The 16,969-nt window shown below is 58.2% G+C and carries 15 protein-coding genes; 2 read left to right on the top strand and 13 right to left on the bottom strand.

The genetic code is table 11. The features are described 5' to 3' along the window. Positions 1 to 11: 11 nt before the first annotated feature. From rnr to ABLU73_RS21960, 4 genes are all read right to left on the bottom strand, one after another. On the bottom strand, positions 12 to 2,450 hold the full coding sequence (gene rnr, locus ABLU73_RS21975; RefSeq protein ID WP_264924161.1) for a ribonuclease R: 2,439 nt from the start codon (positions 2,448 to 2,450) through the stop codon (positions 12 to 14). Positions 2,451 to 2,486: 36 nt separating this feature from the next. Beyond that, positions 2,487 to 2,912, bottom strand: coding sequence for a nitric oxide-sensing transcriptional repressor NsrR (gene nsrR, locus ABLU73_RS21970; RefSeq protein WP_002885667.1), 426 nt, complete (start codon positions 2,910 to 2,912; stop codon positions 2,487 to 2,489). Between the two features lie 150 nt (positions 2,913 to 3,062). After that, positions 3,063 to 4,361, bottom strand: a complete 1,299-nt coding sequence (locus ABLU73_RS21965) for an adenylosuccinate synthase (protein WP_348850444.1) — start codon at positions 4,359 to 4,361, stop codon at positions 3,063 to 3,065. A 102-nt stretch (positions 4,362 to 4,463) separates the two neighbouring features. After that, positions 4,464 to 4,661 (bottom strand): DUF2065 domain-containing protein, encoded by a 198-nt coding sequence (locus ABLU73_RS21960; protein ID WP_002885664.1) that lies wholly within the window; start codon positions 4,659 to 4,661, stop codon positions 4,464 to 4,466. A gap of 223 nt (positions 4,662 to 4,884) precedes the next feature. Here ABLU73_RS21960 and ABLU73_RS21955 point away from each other — a divergent pair, with 223 nt between their 5' ends. Beyond that, positions 4,885 to 5,175, top strand: coding sequence for a hypothetical protein (locus ABLU73_RS21955; RefSeq protein ID WP_264924158.1), 291 nt, complete (start codon positions 4,885 to 4,887; stop codon positions 5,173 to 5,175). A gap of 83 nt (positions 5,176 to 5,258) precedes the next feature. Here ABLU73_RS21955 and hflC read toward each other — a convergent pair whose 3' ends face one another. From hflC to nnr, 9 genes are all read right to left on the bottom strand, one after another. Then, the gene (hflC, locus tag ABLU73_RS21950; protein WP_004192484.1) at positions 5,259 to 6,263 is read right to left on the bottom strand and encodes a protease modulator HflC; all 1,005 of its coding nucleotides are present in this window, start codon (positions 6,261 to 6,263) and stop codon (positions 5,259 to 5,261) included. A 2-nt stretch (positions 6,264 to 6,265) separates the two neighbouring features. Beyond that, complete coding sequence (gene hflK, locus ABLU73_RS21945; protein WP_004206443.1) at positions 6,266 to 7,528, bottom strand: FtsH protease activity modulator HflK; 1,263 nt, start codon at positions 7,526 to 7,528, stop codon at positions 6,266 to 6,268. A gap of 65 nt (positions 7,529 to 7,593) precedes the next feature. Further along, a complete protein-coding gene (hflX, locus tag ABLU73_RS21940; RefSeq protein ID WP_004146725.1) occupies positions 7,594 to 8,874 on the bottom strand; it encodes a ribosome rescue GTPase HflX in 1,281 nt (426 codons plus the stop codon). A 75-nt stretch (positions 8,875 to 8,949) separates the two neighbouring features. Next, positions 8,950 to 9,258, bottom strand: a complete 309-nt coding sequence (hfq, locus tag ABLU73_RS21935; protein WP_002885659.1) for an RNA chaperone Hfq — start codon at positions 9,256 to 9,258, stop codon at positions 8,950 to 8,952. 92 nt (positions 9,259 to 9,350) lie between these two features. Further along, on the bottom strand, positions 9,351 to 10,301 hold the full coding sequence (gene miaA / locus ABLU73_RS21930) for a tRNA (adenosine(37)-N6)-dimethylallyltransferase MiaA (RefSeq protein ID WP_004206442.1): 951 nt from the start codon (positions 10,299 to 10,301) through the stop codon (positions 9,351 to 9,353). Next, positions 10,294 to 12,153, bottom strand: coding sequence for a DNA mismatch repair endonuclease MutL (mutL, locus tag ABLU73_RS21925; RefSeq protein WP_135716060.1), 1,860 nt, complete (start codon positions 12,151 to 12,153; stop codon positions 10,294 to 10,296). The genes miaA and mutL overlap by 8 nt, the downstream gene beginning before the upstream one ends. Positions 12,154 to 12,163: 10 nt before the next feature. Beyond that, entirely contained in the window at positions 12,164 to 13,513 is a 1,350-nt protein-coding gene (amiB, locus tag ABLU73_RS21920; RefSeq protein WP_064151117.1) for an N-acetylmuramoyl-L-alanine amidase AmiB, read from the bottom strand. A 16-nt stretch (positions 13,514 to 13,529) separates the two neighbouring features. Further along, a complete protein-coding gene (tsaE, locus tag ABLU73_RS21915) occupies positions 13,530 to 13,991 on the bottom strand; it encodes a tRNA (adenosine(37)-N6)-threonylcarbamoyltransferase complex ATPase subunit type 1 TsaE (protein ID WP_004206439.1) in 462 nt (153 codons plus the stop codon). After that, the gene (gene nnr, locus ABLU73_RS21910; protein ID WP_348850442.1) at positions 13,984 to 15,495 is read right to left on the bottom strand and encodes a bifunctional ADP-dependent NAD(P)H-hydrate dehydratase/NAD(P)H-hydrate epimerase; all 1,512 of its coding nucleotides are present in this window, start codon (positions 15,493 to 15,495) and stop codon (positions 13,984 to 13,986) included. Before nnr ends, tsaE begins: the two co-directional genes overlap by 8 nt. A 13-nt stretch (positions 15,496 to 15,508) precedes the next feature. On the opposite strand from nnr, the gene queG reads away from it, so the two are divergent. After that, positions 15,509 to 16,648: a tRNA epoxyqueuosine(34) reductase QueG gene (gene queG / locus ABLU73_RS21905; protein ID WP_264924150.1), complete on the top strand. Its 1,140-nt coding sequence runs from the start codon at positions 15,509 to 15,511 to the stop codon at positions 16,646 to 16,648. Positions 16,649 to 16,969: the final 321 nt, after the last annotated feature.

Genomic DNA, 16,969 nt, shown 5'->3' with positions numbered 1-16,969 from the left:
AGGGTGGTCAATCACTCGGCGCTCTTCTTCTTTGCCGCGCGCTTGGCTTTGGTGGCGGCGGCGATTTTCTGCGTTTTCGCCGACGGTTTTTTCGCTTTCTTCTCGCCTTTCGGCTTCGCTTTCGCCTGGTCTTTTTCTTTGCGGAACGCGCTGTCCGGCTCGAAGTTCACCTGCTTACCGACCTGATGACGACGGCCGCCCGGTTTGCCGGAGGTGCTCTTTTTCGCTTTCTCACGGGCGGTTTTGCCGACATTACGCGGCGCGCGCTCGCTGGAGATTAGGGTAAAGTCGATTTTACGCTCGTCCATGTTGACCGCTTCCACACGGACTTCCACGCGGTCGCCCAGGCGATAAGTCTGCCCGCCGGACTCGCCGATCAGACGCTGCCCCACCTGGTCGAAACGATAGTAGTCGTTATCCAGAGAGGAAACATGCACCAGGCCGTCGATAAACAGATCGTTGAGACGGACGAAGAAGCCAAAGCCGGTCACGCTGGCGATAACCCCGGAGAAGATGTTGCCTACCTGATCCTGCATGAAGTCGCACTTCAGCCAGTCGGAGACTTCGCGCGTCGCTTCATCAGCGCGGCGTTCGGTCATCGAGCAGTGCTCGCCCAGCTGCAGCATCTCTTCCATGCTGTAGTGCCAGCCGCCGGTCTCCGTGCTGTTGCCTTTATGCCCCTGCTCTTTGGCCAGCAGATATTTGATGGCGCGGTGCAGCGACAGATCCGGGTAACGACGGATCGGCGAGGTGAAGTGGGCATAGGACTGCAGCGCGAGGCCAAAGTGCCCGCGGTTTTCCGGATCGTAGACCGCCTGCTTCATCGACCGCAGGAGCATCGTCTGAAGCATTTCCGCATCCGGGCGATCGGCGATGGAGGTCAGCAGTTCGGCGTAATCGCGCGGCTCCGGCTTGTTGCCGCCAGGCAGTTCCAGCCCCAGCTCCGCCAGCACGCTGCGGAACGCGGTAATCGCCTCGGTGCTCGGCTTATCGTGAATACGGAACAGCGCCGGCTCCTGCGCCTTCTCAACGAAGCGCGCAGCGGAGATGTTCGCCAGGATCATGCACTCTTCAATCAGCTTGTGCGCATCGTTACGCTGGGTCTGTTCGATACGCTCGATACGGCGCTCGGCGTTGAAGATGAATTTAGCTTCTTCACTTTCAAATGAGATACCGCCGCGCTCTTCGCGGGCGCCATCCAGCACCTTGTAGAGGTTATGCAGTTCTTCAATATGCTTCACCAGCGGCGCGTAGTGCTCACGCAGCTCCTGGTCGCCCTGCAGCATATGCCACACCTTGGTATAGGTCAGGCGAGCATGTGAACTCATCACCGCTTCATAGAATTTATAACCGGTCAGACGGCCTTTTGACGAAATCGTCATCTCGCATACCATGCACAGGCGATCGACCTGCGGGTTCAGCGAGCACAGACCGTTAGACAACACTTCCGGCAGCATCGGTACCACCTGCGACGGGAAGTAGACCGAGGTTCCACGGCTGCGCGCTTCCGCGTCCAGCGGCGTCCCCGGACGCACGTAGTAGCTGACGTCGGCAATGGCTACCCACAGGCGCCAGCCGCCGCCGCGTTTCTTCTCGCAGTACACTGCGTCATCGAAGTCGCGGGCATCTTCACCGTCAATAGTGACCAGCGGCAGGGAGCGCAGATCGACGCGCCCGGCTTTGGCCTCTTCCGGCACCTGCTCTTTCAGGCCGGAAACCTGATTTTCTACCGCCGGCGGCCAGACGTACGGAATTTCATGGGTGCGCAGCGCCATATCGACAGCCATGCCGGTACCCATGTTGTCGCCCAGCACTTCGACGATTTTCCCCACGGCTTTGGTGCGGCGGGTCGGGCGCTGGGTCAGCTCGACCACCACCACGTAGCCCATCCGCGCGCCCATAATCTCTTCCGGCGGGATCAGGATATCGAAGCTGAGGCGACTGTCGTCCGGGACGACGAAACCGACGCCAGCGTCGGTAAAGTAGCGGCCAACAATCTGGCTGGTTTTCGGCACCAGGACGCGGACGATGCGCGCTTCGCGGCGGCCCTTGCGGTCCGCGCCCAGCGGTTGGGCCAGCACCTGGTCGCCATGAATACAGGTTTTCATCTGCTCTGACGACAGGTACAGATCGTCTTTGCGCCCTTCAACACGCAGGAAACCATAGCCATCACGGTGACCAATAACGGTTCCTTTGAGGAGATCAAGGCGCTCCGGCAGCGCATAGCACTGACGGCGGGTGAAGACCAGCTGACCGTCGCGTTCCATCGCGCGCAGGCGGCGGCGCAGCGCTTCGGTTTGCTCTTCGCCCTCGATATTTAACTCGATGGCCAGCTCATCGCGGCTGGCGGGCTTTTCCCGTTTGGTTAAATGTTCGAGGATAAATTCCCGGCTCGGGATTGGGTTCGCGTACTTCTCAGCTTCGCGTTCCTGGAATGGATCTTGTGACATATCGGTTCCTCCGTTGTCATCTCCGGCAGAGTGGCGTCACTCCACCAGCAATAATTTATAAAGCGGTTGATTCTTCTCAACCAAATCAGCCAACGTATAGTTATCCAGTTCCTTGAGAAAACTCTGCGCGGCTTCAGCTAGTGCCTGTTTCAGACGACAGGCTGGAGTAATGTGGCAAAACTCGCTGCTGCAGTTGACCAGCGATAAGGGTTCCAGGTCGCGTACCACGTCACCGACGCGGATCTGTCCAGCTGGTTTGCCGAGGCGAATGCCCCCGTTCTTCCCCCGCACGGCAGTCACATAGCCCATGCGACTTAACTGATTGATTATTTTAACCATATGATTACGGGAGACGCCATAGACCTCGGTTACTTCCGAGATACTGGTCATCCGTCCTTCCGGCAGCGACGCCATATAAATCAGCGCCCGTAGTCCGTAATCGGTGAAACTCGTTAACTGCACATAAACCTCAGGGAAAAGAAAACAGGGTATGTCGAGCGACATCATTATTATTGATGATAAACCAGCCAGCGCTCAGGCCGCTAATTTATTTAAAATGGGGCGGGCGAACAGCAAAAACAAGGGCGCCTGAACGGCGCCCCTTGCGAGTGATTATGCGTCGAACGGGTCGCGCAGAATCATGGTCTCGGAACGGTCTGGACCAGTAGAGATGATATCAACCGGTACGCCGGTCAGCTCTTCAATACGCTGGATGTAGTTCAGCGCTGCCTGCGGCAGGCCGCTGCGCTCTTTCACGCCGAAGGTGGTTTCAGACCAGCCCGGCATGGTTTCGTAGATAGGCTCGATACCTTCCCAGTTGTCGGCTGCCAGCGGAGTGGTGGTCACTTCGCAGCCATCCGGCATACGGTAGCCAACGCAGATTTTCACTTCTTTCAGGCCGTCGAGGACGTCCAGTTTAGTCAGGCAGAAGCCGGACAGGGAGTTAATCTGCACCGCGCGACGAACCGCGACGGCGTCCAGCCAGCCGGTACGACGACGACGACCGGTGGTGGCGCCGAATTCGTTACCCTGCTTGCAGAGGAACTCGCCGGTTTCATCAAACAGCTCGGTCGGGAACGGACCCGCGCCGACGCGAGTCGAGTAAGCTTTGATGATACCCAGAACGTAATCCACATAACGCGGGCCCAGGCCGGAGCCGGTCGCCACGCCACCCGCGGTGGTATTGGAAGAGGTGACGTACGGATAAGTACCATGGTCGATATCCAGCAGCGTGCCCTGCGCGCCTTCGAACATCACGAAGTCGCCGCGTTTACGCGCCTGATCCAGCAGGTCGGAAACGTCCACCACCATGCCGGTCAGGATGTCGGCAATCGCCATTACATCGTCCAGCACTTTCTGGTAGTCAACGGCTTCTGCTTTGTAGAAGTTCACCAGCTGGAAGTTGTGATATTCCATCACTTCTTTCAGTTTATCGGCGAAGGTTGCTTTATCGAACAGATCGCCAACGCGCAGACCGCGACGAGCGACTTTATCTTCGTAAGCCGGGCCGATGCCGCGACCGGTGGTGCCGATCGCCTTCGCGCCGCGCGCTTTTTCACGCGCCACGTCCAGCGCCACGTGATAGTCAAGGATAAGCGGGCAGGCTTCAGAGAGCAGCAGACGCTCGCGAACCGGGATACCACGGTCTTCCAGGCCCTTCATCTCTTTCATCAGCGCAGCCGGAGACAGCACGACGCCGTTACCGATGATGCTGGTGACGTTTTCACGCAGAATGCCTGATGGAATAAGATGGAGAACGGTTTTTTCACCGTTGATTACGAGAGTATGGCCGGCGTTGTGACCACCCTGGTAGCGCACAACATATTTAGCCCGTTCTGTCAGGAGATCGACGATCTTCCCTTTACCTTCGTCACCCCATTGGGTGCCCAGTACGACGACGTTGTTACCCATTTTTCAAAATCACCGTTTGCTTAAAAATGGATTCTACCATCGCTTTTTCAGAGTTACAGCACTTTTTGCATCCAAAATAAGGCAAATCCGACCACTTTTTGATCAGCCAATCGATTTCCTCAACATGTAGTAGATCACAATCCCGGCAACCACAAGTCCGCCGCCAAAGCGCCGCAATAAATTATCCGGAAGCTGGCTCAGGCTGGCGACCATCTTGCGCCAGGCTCGCGGATAAAGTAGCGGGCCAAGCCCTTCGAGTACTAAAACCAGCGCCAGCGCCAGCCAAATGGTGGAGTTCATCGTCAACCCTAATTGAAAATTATTATCGCCGCCTTCGCAGGCGTCATCGGCCAGCATAGTGAATGCATTCACTCAATTCACATTGTCCCGTATTTCCTCTTCATTATGAACCGGAAAGGTGAAACAAAATTCATAACCAGTTGTATTGCTGTCTATTTTTTAAATTGCAACTATGCCGTCGCGTACTACAACCCGGTACGTCTACATAATCAGGAAGATTATCATGAGAGAATTAACCGCAGTTGAAATCGAAAATGTGAGCGGCGCTGGCTGGTTACAGGATGGCCTGGCAACCTTAAGCAGTAAGGTCGGTGCCGCCGTATGGACGATGGGCACCGATGCCCTGAGCATCAACCTGCCGCTGATTGGCACCATTAATCTGGCCGATCTGGCGCCGGACCTGGGCAAAACCCTGGGCGAAAGCGTTGGCTCATCTATCGGCGGCACCATCGAGAGTACGCTGGCGAGCCTGCCGGTGATCGGTGGCCTGCTAAACAAGCTGCTCGGCAACTAATTCACGCCGTCGTAGCATAAAAAAAGGCGCCTGTCTCAGGCGCCTTTTTGCATTAACCACTGTAGGTTACTGTCATCTTCGACTTATTTACGCACCGAATCCGGTGAACGCATATAGCGGAAGAAATCGCTATCCGGGCTCAGGACCATGACATCCTGATTGCTCTGGAAGCTCTTCTCATAGGCGCGCAGGCTACGAATAAAGGAATAGAAGCCTGGATCCTGACTGAACGCGTCGGCAAACAGTTTTGCCGATTCCGCATCGCCTTCACCACGCAGGATACGACCCTGCCGCTCGGCTTCCGCCAGCGTCTTGGTGACTTCATAGTCCGCGGTCGCGCGCAGTTTTTCTGCCTCTTCCTGGCCCTGTGAACGGTGACGACGGGCAACCGCTTCACGCTCCGCGCGCATACGGTTATAGATCGCTTCTGACACTTCCGCCGGCAGGTTGATCTGTTTGATACGCACGTCGACCACTTCAATACCCAGCGCCGCCATACTGTTCGGGTTGATCACCTGCACTTTGCCGTTGGTTTCCGCTTCCACGCGCTCTGCCGCTTTGGCAATCGCATCGTCAGCCGCCGGCGTGCTAACCTCGTCTTCCGTACCGGCCGACCCTGAGTTCAGCGCATCACGCACTTCCAGCGTCAGGCGGCCACGGGAATCGGTGACGATGTCTTTCACATCCAGACGACCAATTTCAGAACGCAGACGGTCCGAGAATTTACGCTTCAGCAGCACCTCGGCCTGGGAGACGTCGCCGCCGCCGGTGGCCAGGTAGTAACGGCTGAAGTCGCTGATACGCCATTTGATGTAGGAGTCGACGATCAGGTCTTTCTTCTCTTTGGTGACGAAACGGTCAGCCTGGTTGTCCATGGTCTGAATACGCGCATCCAGCATCTTCACCGATTCGATAAACGGGATCTTGAAGTGCAGGCCTGGCGCATACACCAGCGGCTTATTTTCGTCGTCGCGCAGAACTTTACCGAAACGCAGCGTGATACCGCGCTCGCCTTCCTTTACGACAAAGACAGACATGTAGAGCACTACCAGCACGATGACAATGATCGCGATAACAGATTTACGCATCGTTATTCCCCCTGACGCTGGTAGTCGTTACGCTGCGCGTTAGCGCGGCGTTGGTCCATAATGCTACCCCCGGTTGAGCTCGAGGTTGATGAGGTGCTGGCGCTGCCAGTGCTGGATGCAGGCGGCAGACGCAGCAGATCGCTGGCGTCACTGCTATCGCTCTTTGCTGCCGGCGCAGCGGCGCCTTTCAGCATCTGGTCCAGCGGCAGAACCATCAGATTGCCGTTTTTGCTGTCATTAACCAGCACTTTACGGGTGTGGCTCAGCACTTTTTCCATCGTTTCGATGTACAGACGCTCGCGGGTAATCTCCGGCGCGGCTTTGTATTCCGGCAGGATCTTAGCAAAGCGAGCCACTTCACCCTGGGCTTCCAGGACGGTCTGGGTCTTATAGGCGCGTGCCTCTTCGAGGATACGCTGCGCCTGACCATTCGCGCGCGGCTGGACTTCGTTGGTGTAAGCCTCCGCTTCACGAATGTACTGCTGTTCGTTCTCACGCGCGGCAATGGCATCGTCAAACGCGGCTTTCACCTCTTCCGGCGGACGTGCCGTCTGGAAGTTGACGTCCAGCAGAGTGATGCCCATGTTGTACGGGCGAATCGTCTCTTCCAGCTCACGCTGAGTATCGCTACGGATCACGGTACGACCTTCGGTCAGAATGCGATCCATAGTGTATTTACCGATCACCCCGCGCAGCGCGCTGTCGGTGGCCTGACGCAGGCTGTCGTCCGCGCTGGTGACGCTAAACAGATAGCGCTCCGGATCGGTGACGCGGTACTGCACGTTCATCTCAACGCGCACCACGTTTTCGTCAGAGGTCAACATGACGCCGGACGCCGCCAGTTCACGTACCGACTCCACGTTCACCGCCTGCACGTTATCGATAAAGGTCGGCTTCCAGTTCAGGCCCGGCTCAACCAGATGGCTGAACTTACCAAAGCGGGTGACCACGCCGCGTTCGGCTTCTTTAATAGTATAGAAACCGCTGGCCGCCCAGATAATCACTGCCGCCGCGGCAACGATGCCGACAATACGCCCGCCCATCGGTCCGCGAGGTCCCTGCGCGCTATTGCCGCCGCCCAGTCCGCCCTTGCCGCCGCCGAGCCCGCCAAGTTTTTTACTTAACTTGCGGAAGATATCATCCAGATCCGGCGGCCCCTGCTCGCGACCGCCTTTGTTGCCATTTCCCTCAGAGTTGCCGCCAGGTTTGCTGCTCCCCCACGGGTCGCGGTCCTGTCCGTTATTACCGGGCTGATTCCACGCCATGTATATGCTCCATATTTGTTTTTGATATCCCCACAGGGGTCAATATCTTCAGGCAAGCTGCAAGGTCAAACCACATAGTCAACAAGCGTTGGCTCTTGCTTACAGAGGCGCCGCCAGTCAACGATCGGCATGCGCACCTGCAGACTCACGCTGCCGTCATCCTCCATCCACTCTTTTTCTATCGCCTGAAGCTGATAGAAACGGCTTCTCAGTCGCCCTTCTTTCGGCGGTAAGCGCAGCGTATGCTGGGCCACTTCACCGGAAAGGCGCTCCGTTAACGCCTGAAAAAGCAGTGGTACGCCAACCCCGGTCTGAGCGGAAAGCCAGACCCGAATCGGTTTATTTTCATCGTCGCGATCGATGCGCGGTTCAAAATCGTCCAGCATGTCGATTTTGTTCATCACCAGCAGCGCCGGGATCTCATCGGCCTCAATTTCAGCGAGAACCGTATTTACCGCATCAATGTTTTCCTGCACGCGGACATCCGCAGCGTCAATCACATGCAGCAGCAGCGTCGCCTGACGCGTCTCCTGCAACGTCGCTTTAAACGCGGCCACCAGATCGTGCGGCAGGTGGCGAATAAAGCCGACGGTATCGGCCAGCACCGTTTCGCCGACGTCAGGGACGTCAATGCGGCGCAGCGTCGGGTCCAGGGTCGCGAACAGCTGGTTCGCGGCATAGACCTCGGCGGCGGTGATCTGGTTAAAGAGCGTTGATTTTCCGGCGTTGGTGTAGCCCACCAGCGACACGGTTGGAATATCGGCTTTCGCGCGCGACCGCCGCCCCTGCTCACGCTGTTTTTCGACTTTTTCCAGCCGCGACAGGATCTGCATGATGCGGTTACGCAATAAACGACGGTCAGTTTCGAGCTGGGTTTCACCCGGGCCACGCAAACCGATCCCGCCCTTTTGTCTTTCAAGGTGGGTCCAGCCGCGGACAAGGCGGGTCGCCATATGGCGCAGCTGCGCCAGCTCGACCTGCAGTTTCCCTTCATGGGTGCGCGCGCGCTGAGCGAAAATATCTAAAATAAGACCGGTACGATCGATAACCCGGCATTCGCACAGGCGTTCCAGGTTGCGTTCTTGCGCCGGACTCAGGGCATGATCGAAGAGCACGACCGAAGCGCCGGTCGCTTTAACGGCTTCCGCAATTTCGACTGCCTTACCTTCACCAACAAAATACTTCGGGTGCGGTGCTTTACGGCTACCGGTAATCACCTGCATTGCTTCGACACCGGCGGAAGAGGCCAGAGTTTCAAACTCCTGGAGGTCTTCCATATCTTTGTCTTGCGAAAAATAGATGTGTACCAGTACCGCCTGCTCACCGGCGTCATAACGGTCAAACAAGCGTAAACCCCTTATAAAATACCAGCGGGGAACGCAGAAAACCTGGCTCCCCGGCGTGGAAAAACAGCACTAGCCTTATTCGGCGTCGTCGCTGTCTTGTTGTGGCGCAGAAGAGCCCTGCGCGCTACCACCGTGGTGATAGTTACTGGAACCGCCGCCAGCATTGTTGCTGTGGTGAGACACCGGGCGAGACGGGACAACAGTAGAAATTGCGTGCTTATAGACCATCTGGCTGACCGTGTTCTTCAACAGGATCACGAACTGATCGAAAGACTCAATTTGCCCTTGCAGCTTGATACCATTCACCAAATAAATAGAAACCGGAACGCGTTCCCGACGCAAAGCGTTCAGGAACGGATCTTGTAAAGATTGCCCCTTAGCCATTCTCTCTTTTCCTTATATGTATGCTTGTTTTGTACTCAGAACCTTACGATTCTCAAAAAAAATTACGCACGATACCGTTTAATTGTACACGTTCAGTTCTGGCTCGCACCAACAACCTGTAATACTTTGTTGAGCGCTTGTTCAGGTTGTTCACTGTCTAACCAATGCACACCTTCCCAACCGCGCAGCCAGGTGACCTGACGTTTGGCTAACTGTCTCGTGGCGCAAACACCTCGATAAACCATCTCATCATATGGGATCTCGCCATTGAGATATGACCACATCTGGCGGTATCCGACACAACGGATGGAAGGCATATCCGTATGCAAATCTCCGCGGGCAAAAAGCGCCCGTACTTCTGCTTCAAAACCTGAAGCTAACATCTGATGAAAACGCTGTTCTATGCGTTGATGGAGCAGTTCACGGCTCGCCGGGGCGATGGCGAACTGATGCACCTGATATGGCAGAGCGTCTCCTGACGTTTGCGTCAGTTCCGTTAAAGTTTTACCCGAAATGAAAAAAACTTCCAGTGCCCGGGAAAGCCTTTGCGGATCATTTGGATGAATACGCGCAGCCGCTACGGGATCGATCTCCTGTAACTGCTGATGTAACGCGTTCCACCCCTGCTCTGCGGCCTGTTGCTCAATCCGCGCTCTGACCTCTGGGTCAGCGGACGGTAAGGGCGACAATCCTTCCAGCAACGCTTTGAAATACAACATCGTCCCGCCGACTAACAGCGGAATTCGCCCGGCGGCGACAATTTCCGCCATCGCCGCCAGCGCATCGCGGCGAAAATCCGCCGCGGAATAGGCCTCTGCAGGATCCAAAATATCCAGCAGCCGGTGCGGCGCGGCGCTCAGCTCTGCGGCATCCGGTTTGGCGGTGCCAATATCCATTCCCCGATAAATGAGGGCGGAATCAACACTAATCAACTCTACTGGCAAAACTTTACGTAAGGCTATCGCCAGCGCGGTTTTGCCGGAGGCCGTCGGGCCCATTAAAAAAATTGCCTTGGGCAGGCTCGCCTCGGTTACATCATTCATCTTTCAGGGCATTCATCGCCGAATGGAGATCTACAGGTTGTAACAGGCCACCCGGCGGCGTTCTCACCAGCTGCGGGCAAAGACGCTCAACGTCCGCCAGCAGCGCAATCGCCTGCGCCATATTCCATGACGTCTGTTCGCTCGTCAGATTACGCGCCATCCATTGGGCGATATTGCCGACGTCGAATGCGTTTTGCTGCGCCAGGTAGCCTATCAGTTCAGGAATCAAGATTTGTAAATTTTGTTGTCTTAAGGGTAAAGGGACCGCGCGCACCGTCACGTGCAGGGCATCGGTATGCATATCGATCCCCAACTGCGTCAGCGCCGACTGCGCGGCGACCAGCGCCTGCTTTTCCCCTTCCGTCACTTTTAACCGCAGGGGGATCAACAGTGGCTGGGCACAGACGGCCTCTGCTCCCGGGGTCAACTGCGCCTGGCGCAGCCAGCGCTCGGCAACGGTCAACGACAGCAGCGCCAGGCCGCCCTCGCGCTCCAGCAGCGCGCAGTCGCGGCTAACAATCGTCAGCACTCTGCCAAAGCTCTGACTGTGCCCGGCCAGTTCCGCCGCGCCCGGGGTCTGTAACGCGGGCTTTGGCGCCGTCGGCGTGTCGAGCAACTGACGATAAAGCGCCCCTTGCTGCTTCTGGTAACCCGGCTGCGCGTGCGGCCAGCTCGCGCCGCCCGGCCTGCCGCTGGAGGCCGCAGACTCACGCGATGGCGTGATGCTGAAACGGGTTGCCGGTTCACGCGCTTCCGACGGCCGCGCAAACTGGTTGCCGCCCGCCGCGATCCGGTTCTCCGGCATCGCACGGGGCGCCGGCGGGTCGTCTTTTTCCGCCAGCGGCGCGTCAAGCTGCTGCTGCAGCACGCTCAGTACGCCCTGGTAGATAAAGTCATGCACCAGGCGCGACTGATGGAAACGCACCTCATGCTTGGCCGGGTGGACGTTCACATCCACCTGATAGGGATCGATCTCCAGATACAGCACAAACGCCGGCTGCTGATCGGCCCCCAGTTTGTCTTCACAGGCCTGGCGGATAGCGTGGTTGATCAGCCGGTCGCGCATCATCCGCCCGTTAACGTAGCAATACTGAATTTCCGCCAGCGCAGGGGTGGTATGCAGCGGATCGGCGACCCATCCGCGCAGGGTCAGATCGCCATGCTGCCACTCGATCGCCAGGGCATGTTCAAGAAAGCCGGCGCCACAGATGGTTCCCAACCGCCGCTCCCGCTGGCCATCCTGAGCGACTGCCCGATACTGGCGCATCACCTTGCCGTTATGGCTGAGGTTGATGGTGACGTCGAATCGCGCCAGCGCAATGCGGCGGACCACCTCGTCAATGTGGCCGAACTCAGTCTTTTCGGTACGCATAAATTTGCGCCGCGCCGGGGTATTGTAGAACAGATCGAGGACTTCCAGGGTGGTGCCGACCGGGTGCGCCGCCGGCTTCACCGTCACCGCCTGATCGCGGCCTTCGGCATACGCCTGCCAGGCTTCCTGCTGTTCAGCCGTGCGCGAGGTGAGCGTCAGACGCGCCACCGAGCTAATACTGGCCAGCGCTTCGCCGCGAAAGCCGAGGCTGATAATGGCTTCGAGATCGTCGAGCGAGGCGATTTTGCTGGTCGCGTGGCGAGCCAGGGCCAGCGCCAGCTCGTCTTTTTTGATGCCGCAGCCGTTATCGCGAATGCGAATGAGCTTCGCGCCGCCGCGTTCGATATCAATATCAATTCGCGTGGCGCCCGCATCAAGGCTGTTTTCAACCAGCTCTTTCACCACCGACGCGGGCCGTTCCACCACTTCGCCGGCGGCAATCTGGTTGGCGAGCTGCGGCGGCAGAACCTGAATCGGCATCCCCTGCTCCTTAGTTAATCAACATCCCGCCTGGCGCTGCGGCGCTGGCGGTCTGCGCCGCCTCGCCGCGAGGCGCAGACTGCAGCGGATGCTGCATAAAGTAGTTGCGCAGACCGTTGTAAATCGCCTCCGCAATCTGCTCCTGGTAATCATCGCTCCCCAGCAGCCGTTCTTCCCCGTTGTTACTGATAAAGCCTGTTTCCACGAGGATCGACGGAATGTCCGGCGAGCGCAGTACGCCGAGGCTGGCATGCTCCGGACGGCGTTTATGCAGATTGCCAATCCGCTGCAGCTGGCTGAGCACGTTGGTCGCGACATCGTAGCCGACGCGTTGGGAGTGACCGAACTGCAGATCCAACACCGCCTGGCTCAGGTAGGGATCGGCCTGGCTGTTCGCCAGCACATCGCCCGCGCCGCCGAGCAGTTCAGACTGTTTCTCATGCTGTTCCAGCCAGCCGGCCATTTCACTGTTGGCGCGACGGTTAGAGAGCACCCATACCGAGGCGCCGGTGGCGTCGCGGTTTGGCGCGGCGTCAGCATGGATTGAGACGAGGAAGTTGGCATTTTGCTTACGCGCCACATCCGAGCGTCCCATTACCGAAATAAAGTAATCCCCGTCACGGGTCAGCACCGGTTTAAACTGCGGATCGGCGTTCAGCAGCGCCCGCAGCTTGCGCGCGATGGCGATAGTCACGTTCTTCTCTTTGGTGCCATTCGGGCCAATCGCGCCAGGATCCTGGCCGCCGTGCCCGGCATCAATGGCGATAATGACTTTGTCATCCGCCGACACCGTGCGGGCCGCCGGACGGGTCACGGTCTGATTGTTGGTCATCGCCGGCTGAGAGGAGGTCATCACCGTCTGCCGTTCATGACCCGACGAGCTGAACGGATTGCGTCCCGCCGTCACCGTCCGGGAAGGCATCACCGGCGACGGGTCGGCCCGTTTCACCACCACAGGAGGTGGCGGCGGCGGCGCGTCGGCGTTGATGGTAAAGACCACCGTGTAATTCGCCCCGTTCTGTTGCTTCACCGCCCGGGTTTTGCCATCTTCCGTCAGATCCACCAACAGACGCAGCGTCTGCGAATCCTGCGGCGTACCGGCACGAATGCTCTTCACCAGGTTGCTGCCGCTAAATTTCAGCGGCAGTCCCTGCAATACGCCGGTCTGTTTGATATCCAGCGCCACCAGTCGTTTGCCCTGGGGGGTAAAAGAGTACTCCGGTTCACCGACAAAGCTAAGAGTAATACGGGCCTGCTGGTCTCCGTTGGAGACCTGGATATCGGATAAACTCGCCGCAGTGGCGTGAAGACTCGACAGCATCAGCGCAGCGGCAAGCCAGGTGGTTATGCGATACTTCATCCCGTCATCCTTCAGGCTAAATGGCTAAACGTGCCAGTAAAGACTCACCCCGTGAGGAGATCGCGGTAATGCGCGCCTCACGCCCTTGTGCCTGGTAATCAAGGTGAATTTCAACGTCCGGGTCAGGCAGGACACCTGCGCCTTGCTGCGGCCATTCCACCAGGCAGATGGCATCGTCGGCAAAATAATCGCGGATCCCCATAAATTCCAGCTCCTCAGGATCCGCCAGGCGGTAGAGATCGAAGTGATACACCATCAGCTTGTCGAGGGTATACGGTTCCACCAGGGTATAAGTTGGGCTTTTGACATTGCCGCGGTGACCGAGCGCCTGTAAAAAGCCGCGGCTAAAGGTGGTTTTCCCCGCGCCTAAGTCACCATACAGGTAAATCACGGTGGCGCCGGTACAGGCCTGCGCAATACGGTCGCCCAGGGCCAGCGTGGCCTGCTCATCGGGTAAAGGAATCACTCGGTTAATCATGGTCTACGTCAATCACATCCGGGTTAACAACACGCCTGAGCGTGGAAAAGAGATCGGTCGCCAGCATGCCGCGGGTGCCCTCGCGGGCGGCCAGTCGGTCGGCGGCATCGCCATGCGCGACGCACCCGGCACAGGCAGCATCATACGGCGTCAGGTGCTGTCCTAACAATGCGGCGATAATGCCAGTGAGCACATCGCCCATTCCGCCGCTGGCCATCCCGGCATTGCCGGCGTCGATAATGCCCATCGCTCCGCTTTCACTGGCCACCACCGTGCCCGCGCCTTTCAGCACGACCACGCCGCCATACCGTTTTACCAGACGCTGCGCAGAAAGTAAGCGATCGCTTTCAATTTCTGCCACGCTGATATTCAGCAGACGGGCCGCTTCGCCGGGGTGCGGCGTCAGCACGCGATTGTGACGTTTATCGGGATTGAATGCCAGCAGGTTCAGCGCATCGGCGTCCCAGACCATCGGTTTGTTAACCCTTTCCACCATGCGCAGGGCGCTGCGTCCCCACTCGTTCTGCCCCAGGCCCGGGCCAATCGCCACCACCTCCGCCCATTCCAGCGCGGCTTTCAGGGTCTGCGGCGTCAGTTCATCCACCATTAATTCCGGCCGGGCGGTGACAATGGGCGCCACGTTCTCAGGGTGAGTGAGTACTCGCACCAGCCCTGCGCCGGCGCGTAAAGCCGCTTCACCGCACATGCGAATCGCGCCTGCCGTGCCGCGATCGCCGCCGACGATCGCCAGCTTGCCGTGATCGCCCTTATGGGAGGTAGCCCGGCGCGGCGGCAGCCAGTCGGCAAGGTGGGCGGCGCAAAATCGCGTCAGGGGAATACTTTGTCCGGCGAGCCAGCGCTCAAGCCCCAGCGCATGATGGTGGAGCTGCCCGACGACATCCCGCGCCTTGCCGGTCAGCAGCCCCGGCTTGAGCGCAATAAACGTCAGCGTATGGTCGGCCTGAATGACCGCCCCCGGCGTCGCGCCGGTCTGCGCATTCAGGCCGGAAGGGATATCCAGAGCCACCACCGGCGCAGGATGGTGGTTCGCCTGGTGGATGAGCGCCGCGATGGATTCGCGCGGCGCACTGCGCAACCCGGTGCCAAGCAGGCCGTCAATAATCAGTGAGATATCGTCTGGCCAGGGGACTGTGTCCGCATGGATCACGCCGCCGGCGTTAAGCCATGCCTCCCGCGCCGCCTGCGCCTCTTCCGGCAGCGGGCTGTCACTCTCTACCGCCAGCAGCGTCACCCGCCGCCCGGCGGCCTGGGCCAGACGCGCGACGACATATCCGTCGCCGCCGTTGTTGCCATGCCCGCAGAGGATCAGCCAGTGCGCGCTGTCAGGAAAAGCGCGGCTGGCCAGCTGGAACGCCGCCTCGCCCGCGCGCTGCATCAGTTCAAACAGCGTCAGTCCCAGGCTGTCCGCCGCCTCTCGTTCGGCCAGGCGCAGCGCCTCCGCAGGCCAAATGTTGTATGGTATACTGTCAGGGTTTTTCGTCATTGTATGGTCCATCATGTCACAGCCCCTCGATCTCGTTCAGTTAGCGCAACAAATCAAACAATGGGGCACAGAGCTCGGGTTCCAGCAGGTCGGTATCGCCGATACCGACCTTAGCGCCAGTGAACCCAAACTGCAGGCATGGCTGGATAAACAATACCACGGCGAAATGGAGTGGATGGCCCGTCACGGTATGATGCGCGCCCGCCCCCACGAACTGCTGCCCGGTACGTTACGCGTCATCAGCGTGCGGATGAACTATCTGTCCGCCAACGCCGCCTTTGCCCGCACCCTGAAAGATCCCGCGCTGGGTTACGTCAGCCGTTATGCCCTCGGGCGTGATTATCATAAGCTGCTACGTAATCGCCTGAAAAAACTGGGTGAGAAGATTCAGGAACAGTGTGCTTCGCTCAATTTTAGACCTTTTGTCGATTCCGCGCCTATCCTGGAACGGCCCATTGCAGAAAAAGCGGGCCTTGGCTGGACAGGTAAGCACTCACTTATCTTAAGCCGCGACGCCGGATCATTCTTTTTTCTCGGCGAACTGCTGATTGACCTGCCCCTGCCGGTCGACAGCCCGGTCGCGGAGGAGTGTGGACGCTGTGTCGCCTGCATGACTATCTGCCCCACCGGGGCCATCGTTGAGCCCTATACCGTCGACGCCCGCCGCTGCATCTCCTATCTCACCATCGAACTGGAAGGCGCTATTCCGGAGGAGTTCCGTCCGCTCATCGGCAACCGGATCTATGGCTGCGACGACTGCCAGCTTATCTGCCCGTGGAACCGTTTCTCACAGCTCACCGATGAAGAGGATTTCAGCCCGCGCCAGGCGCTGCATGCCCCGCCGCTGGTGGAGCTGTTCGCCTGGAGCGAAGCGTGGTTTCTGAAGGTGACCGAAGGATCGGCGATTCGTCGCATTGGTCATCTGCGCTGGCTGCGTAATATCGCCGTCGCGCTGGGCAATGCGCCCTGGGATGAAGCCCATCTTCGCGCACTGGAGAGTCGCCTGGGCGAGCACCCGCTTCTCGACGAGCACATTGAGTGGGCGATTGCCCAGCAACTGAAAAAGCGCAGCGTCGACGCCGTCGAAGTACAGCTGCCGAAAAAATTACGTCTGGTCAGGGTGGTAGAGAAAGGCCTGCCGCGCGACGCCTGATTCATTCACAGGCTGTGAATAAAATCTAAAACACATTGAGTTTCAAGGCGCAGACCGAGGTCAAGTGATCGGATTAACATTTCGAAATGAAATTTAATTGTTAAATTTCAATTAGATATAAAGATATTATTTACAAAGCGAAGCATTTACGCCGTCAGAAGCGAAACGACAACCTGTGGATAACTCTGTTTACAGTATTTCTGCAGACCAAACGAAAATCATCCCCGGCGCTGGATTGCACTGTGGATAAATAAGAGATGGAAGAAAATTTGGAGCGGGAAACGAGACTCGAACTCGCGACCCCGACCTTGGCAAGGTCGT

Origin of the sequence: Klebsiella sp. GG_Kp175, from assembly GCF_040062325.1 — a bacterium.
Classification (GTDB): domain Bacteria; phylum Pseudomonadota; class Gammaproteobacteria; order Enterobacterales; family Enterobacteriaceae; genus Klebsiella; species Klebsiella quasipneumoniae.
The sequence above is the reverse complement of the archived record's forward strand: the minus strand, read 5'-3'. Positions and strand labels throughout refer to the sequence as shown.

Excerpts from the sequence above, each read along its gene's own strand:
- hflC (WP_004192484.1), bottom strand. The coding sequence starts at position 6,263 with ATGCGTAAATCTGTTATCGCGATCATTGTCATCGTGCTGGTAGTGCTC.
- hfq (WP_002885659.1), bottom strand. The coding sequence starts at position 9,258 with ATGGCTAAGGGGCAATCTTTACAAGATCCGTTCCTGAACGCTTTGCGT.
- hflK (WP_004206443.1), bottom strand. The coding sequence starts at position 7,528 with ATGGCGTGGAATCAGCCCGGTAATAACGGACAGGACCGCGACCCGTGG.
- mutL (WP_135716060.1), bottom strand. The coding sequence starts at position 12,153 with ATGCCGATTCAGGTTCTGCCGCCGCAGCTCGCCAACCAGATTGCCGCC.
- nnr (WP_348850442.1), bottom strand. The coding sequence starts at position 15,495 with ATGACGAAAAACCCTGACAGTATACCATACAACATTTGGCCTGCGGAG.
- tsaE (WP_004206439.1), bottom strand. The coding sequence starts at position 13,991 with ATGATTAACCGAGTGATTCCTTTACCCGATGAGCAGGCCACGCTGGCC.
- ABLU73_RS21955 (WP_264924158.1), top strand. The coding sequence starts at position 4,885 with ATGAGAGAATTAACCGCAGTTGAAATCGAAAATGTGAGCGGCGCTGGC.
- queG (WP_264924150.1), top strand. The coding sequence starts at position 15,509 with ATGTCACAGCCCCTCGATCTCGTTCAGTTAGCGCAACAAATCAAACAA.
- ABLU73_RS21965 (WP_348850444.1), bottom strand. The coding sequence starts at position 4,361 with ATGGGTAACAACGTCGTCGTACTGGGCACCCAATGGGGTGACGAAGGT.
- rnr (WP_264924161.1), bottom strand. The coding sequence starts at position 2,450 with ATGTCACAAGATCCATTCCAGGAACGCGAAGCTGAGAAGTACGCGAAC.
- ABLU73_RS21960 (WP_002885664.1), bottom strand. The coding sequence starts at position 4,661 with ATGAACTCCACCATTTGGCTGGCGCTGGCGCTGGTTTTAGTACTCGAA.
- miaA (WP_004206442.1), bottom strand. The coding sequence starts at position 10,301 with ATGAATGATGTAACCGAGGCGAGCCTGCCCAAGGCAATTTTTTTAATG.
- amiB (WP_064151117.1), bottom strand. The coding sequence starts at position 13,513 with ATGAAGTATCGCATAACCACCTGGCTTGCCGCTGCGCTGATGCTGTCG.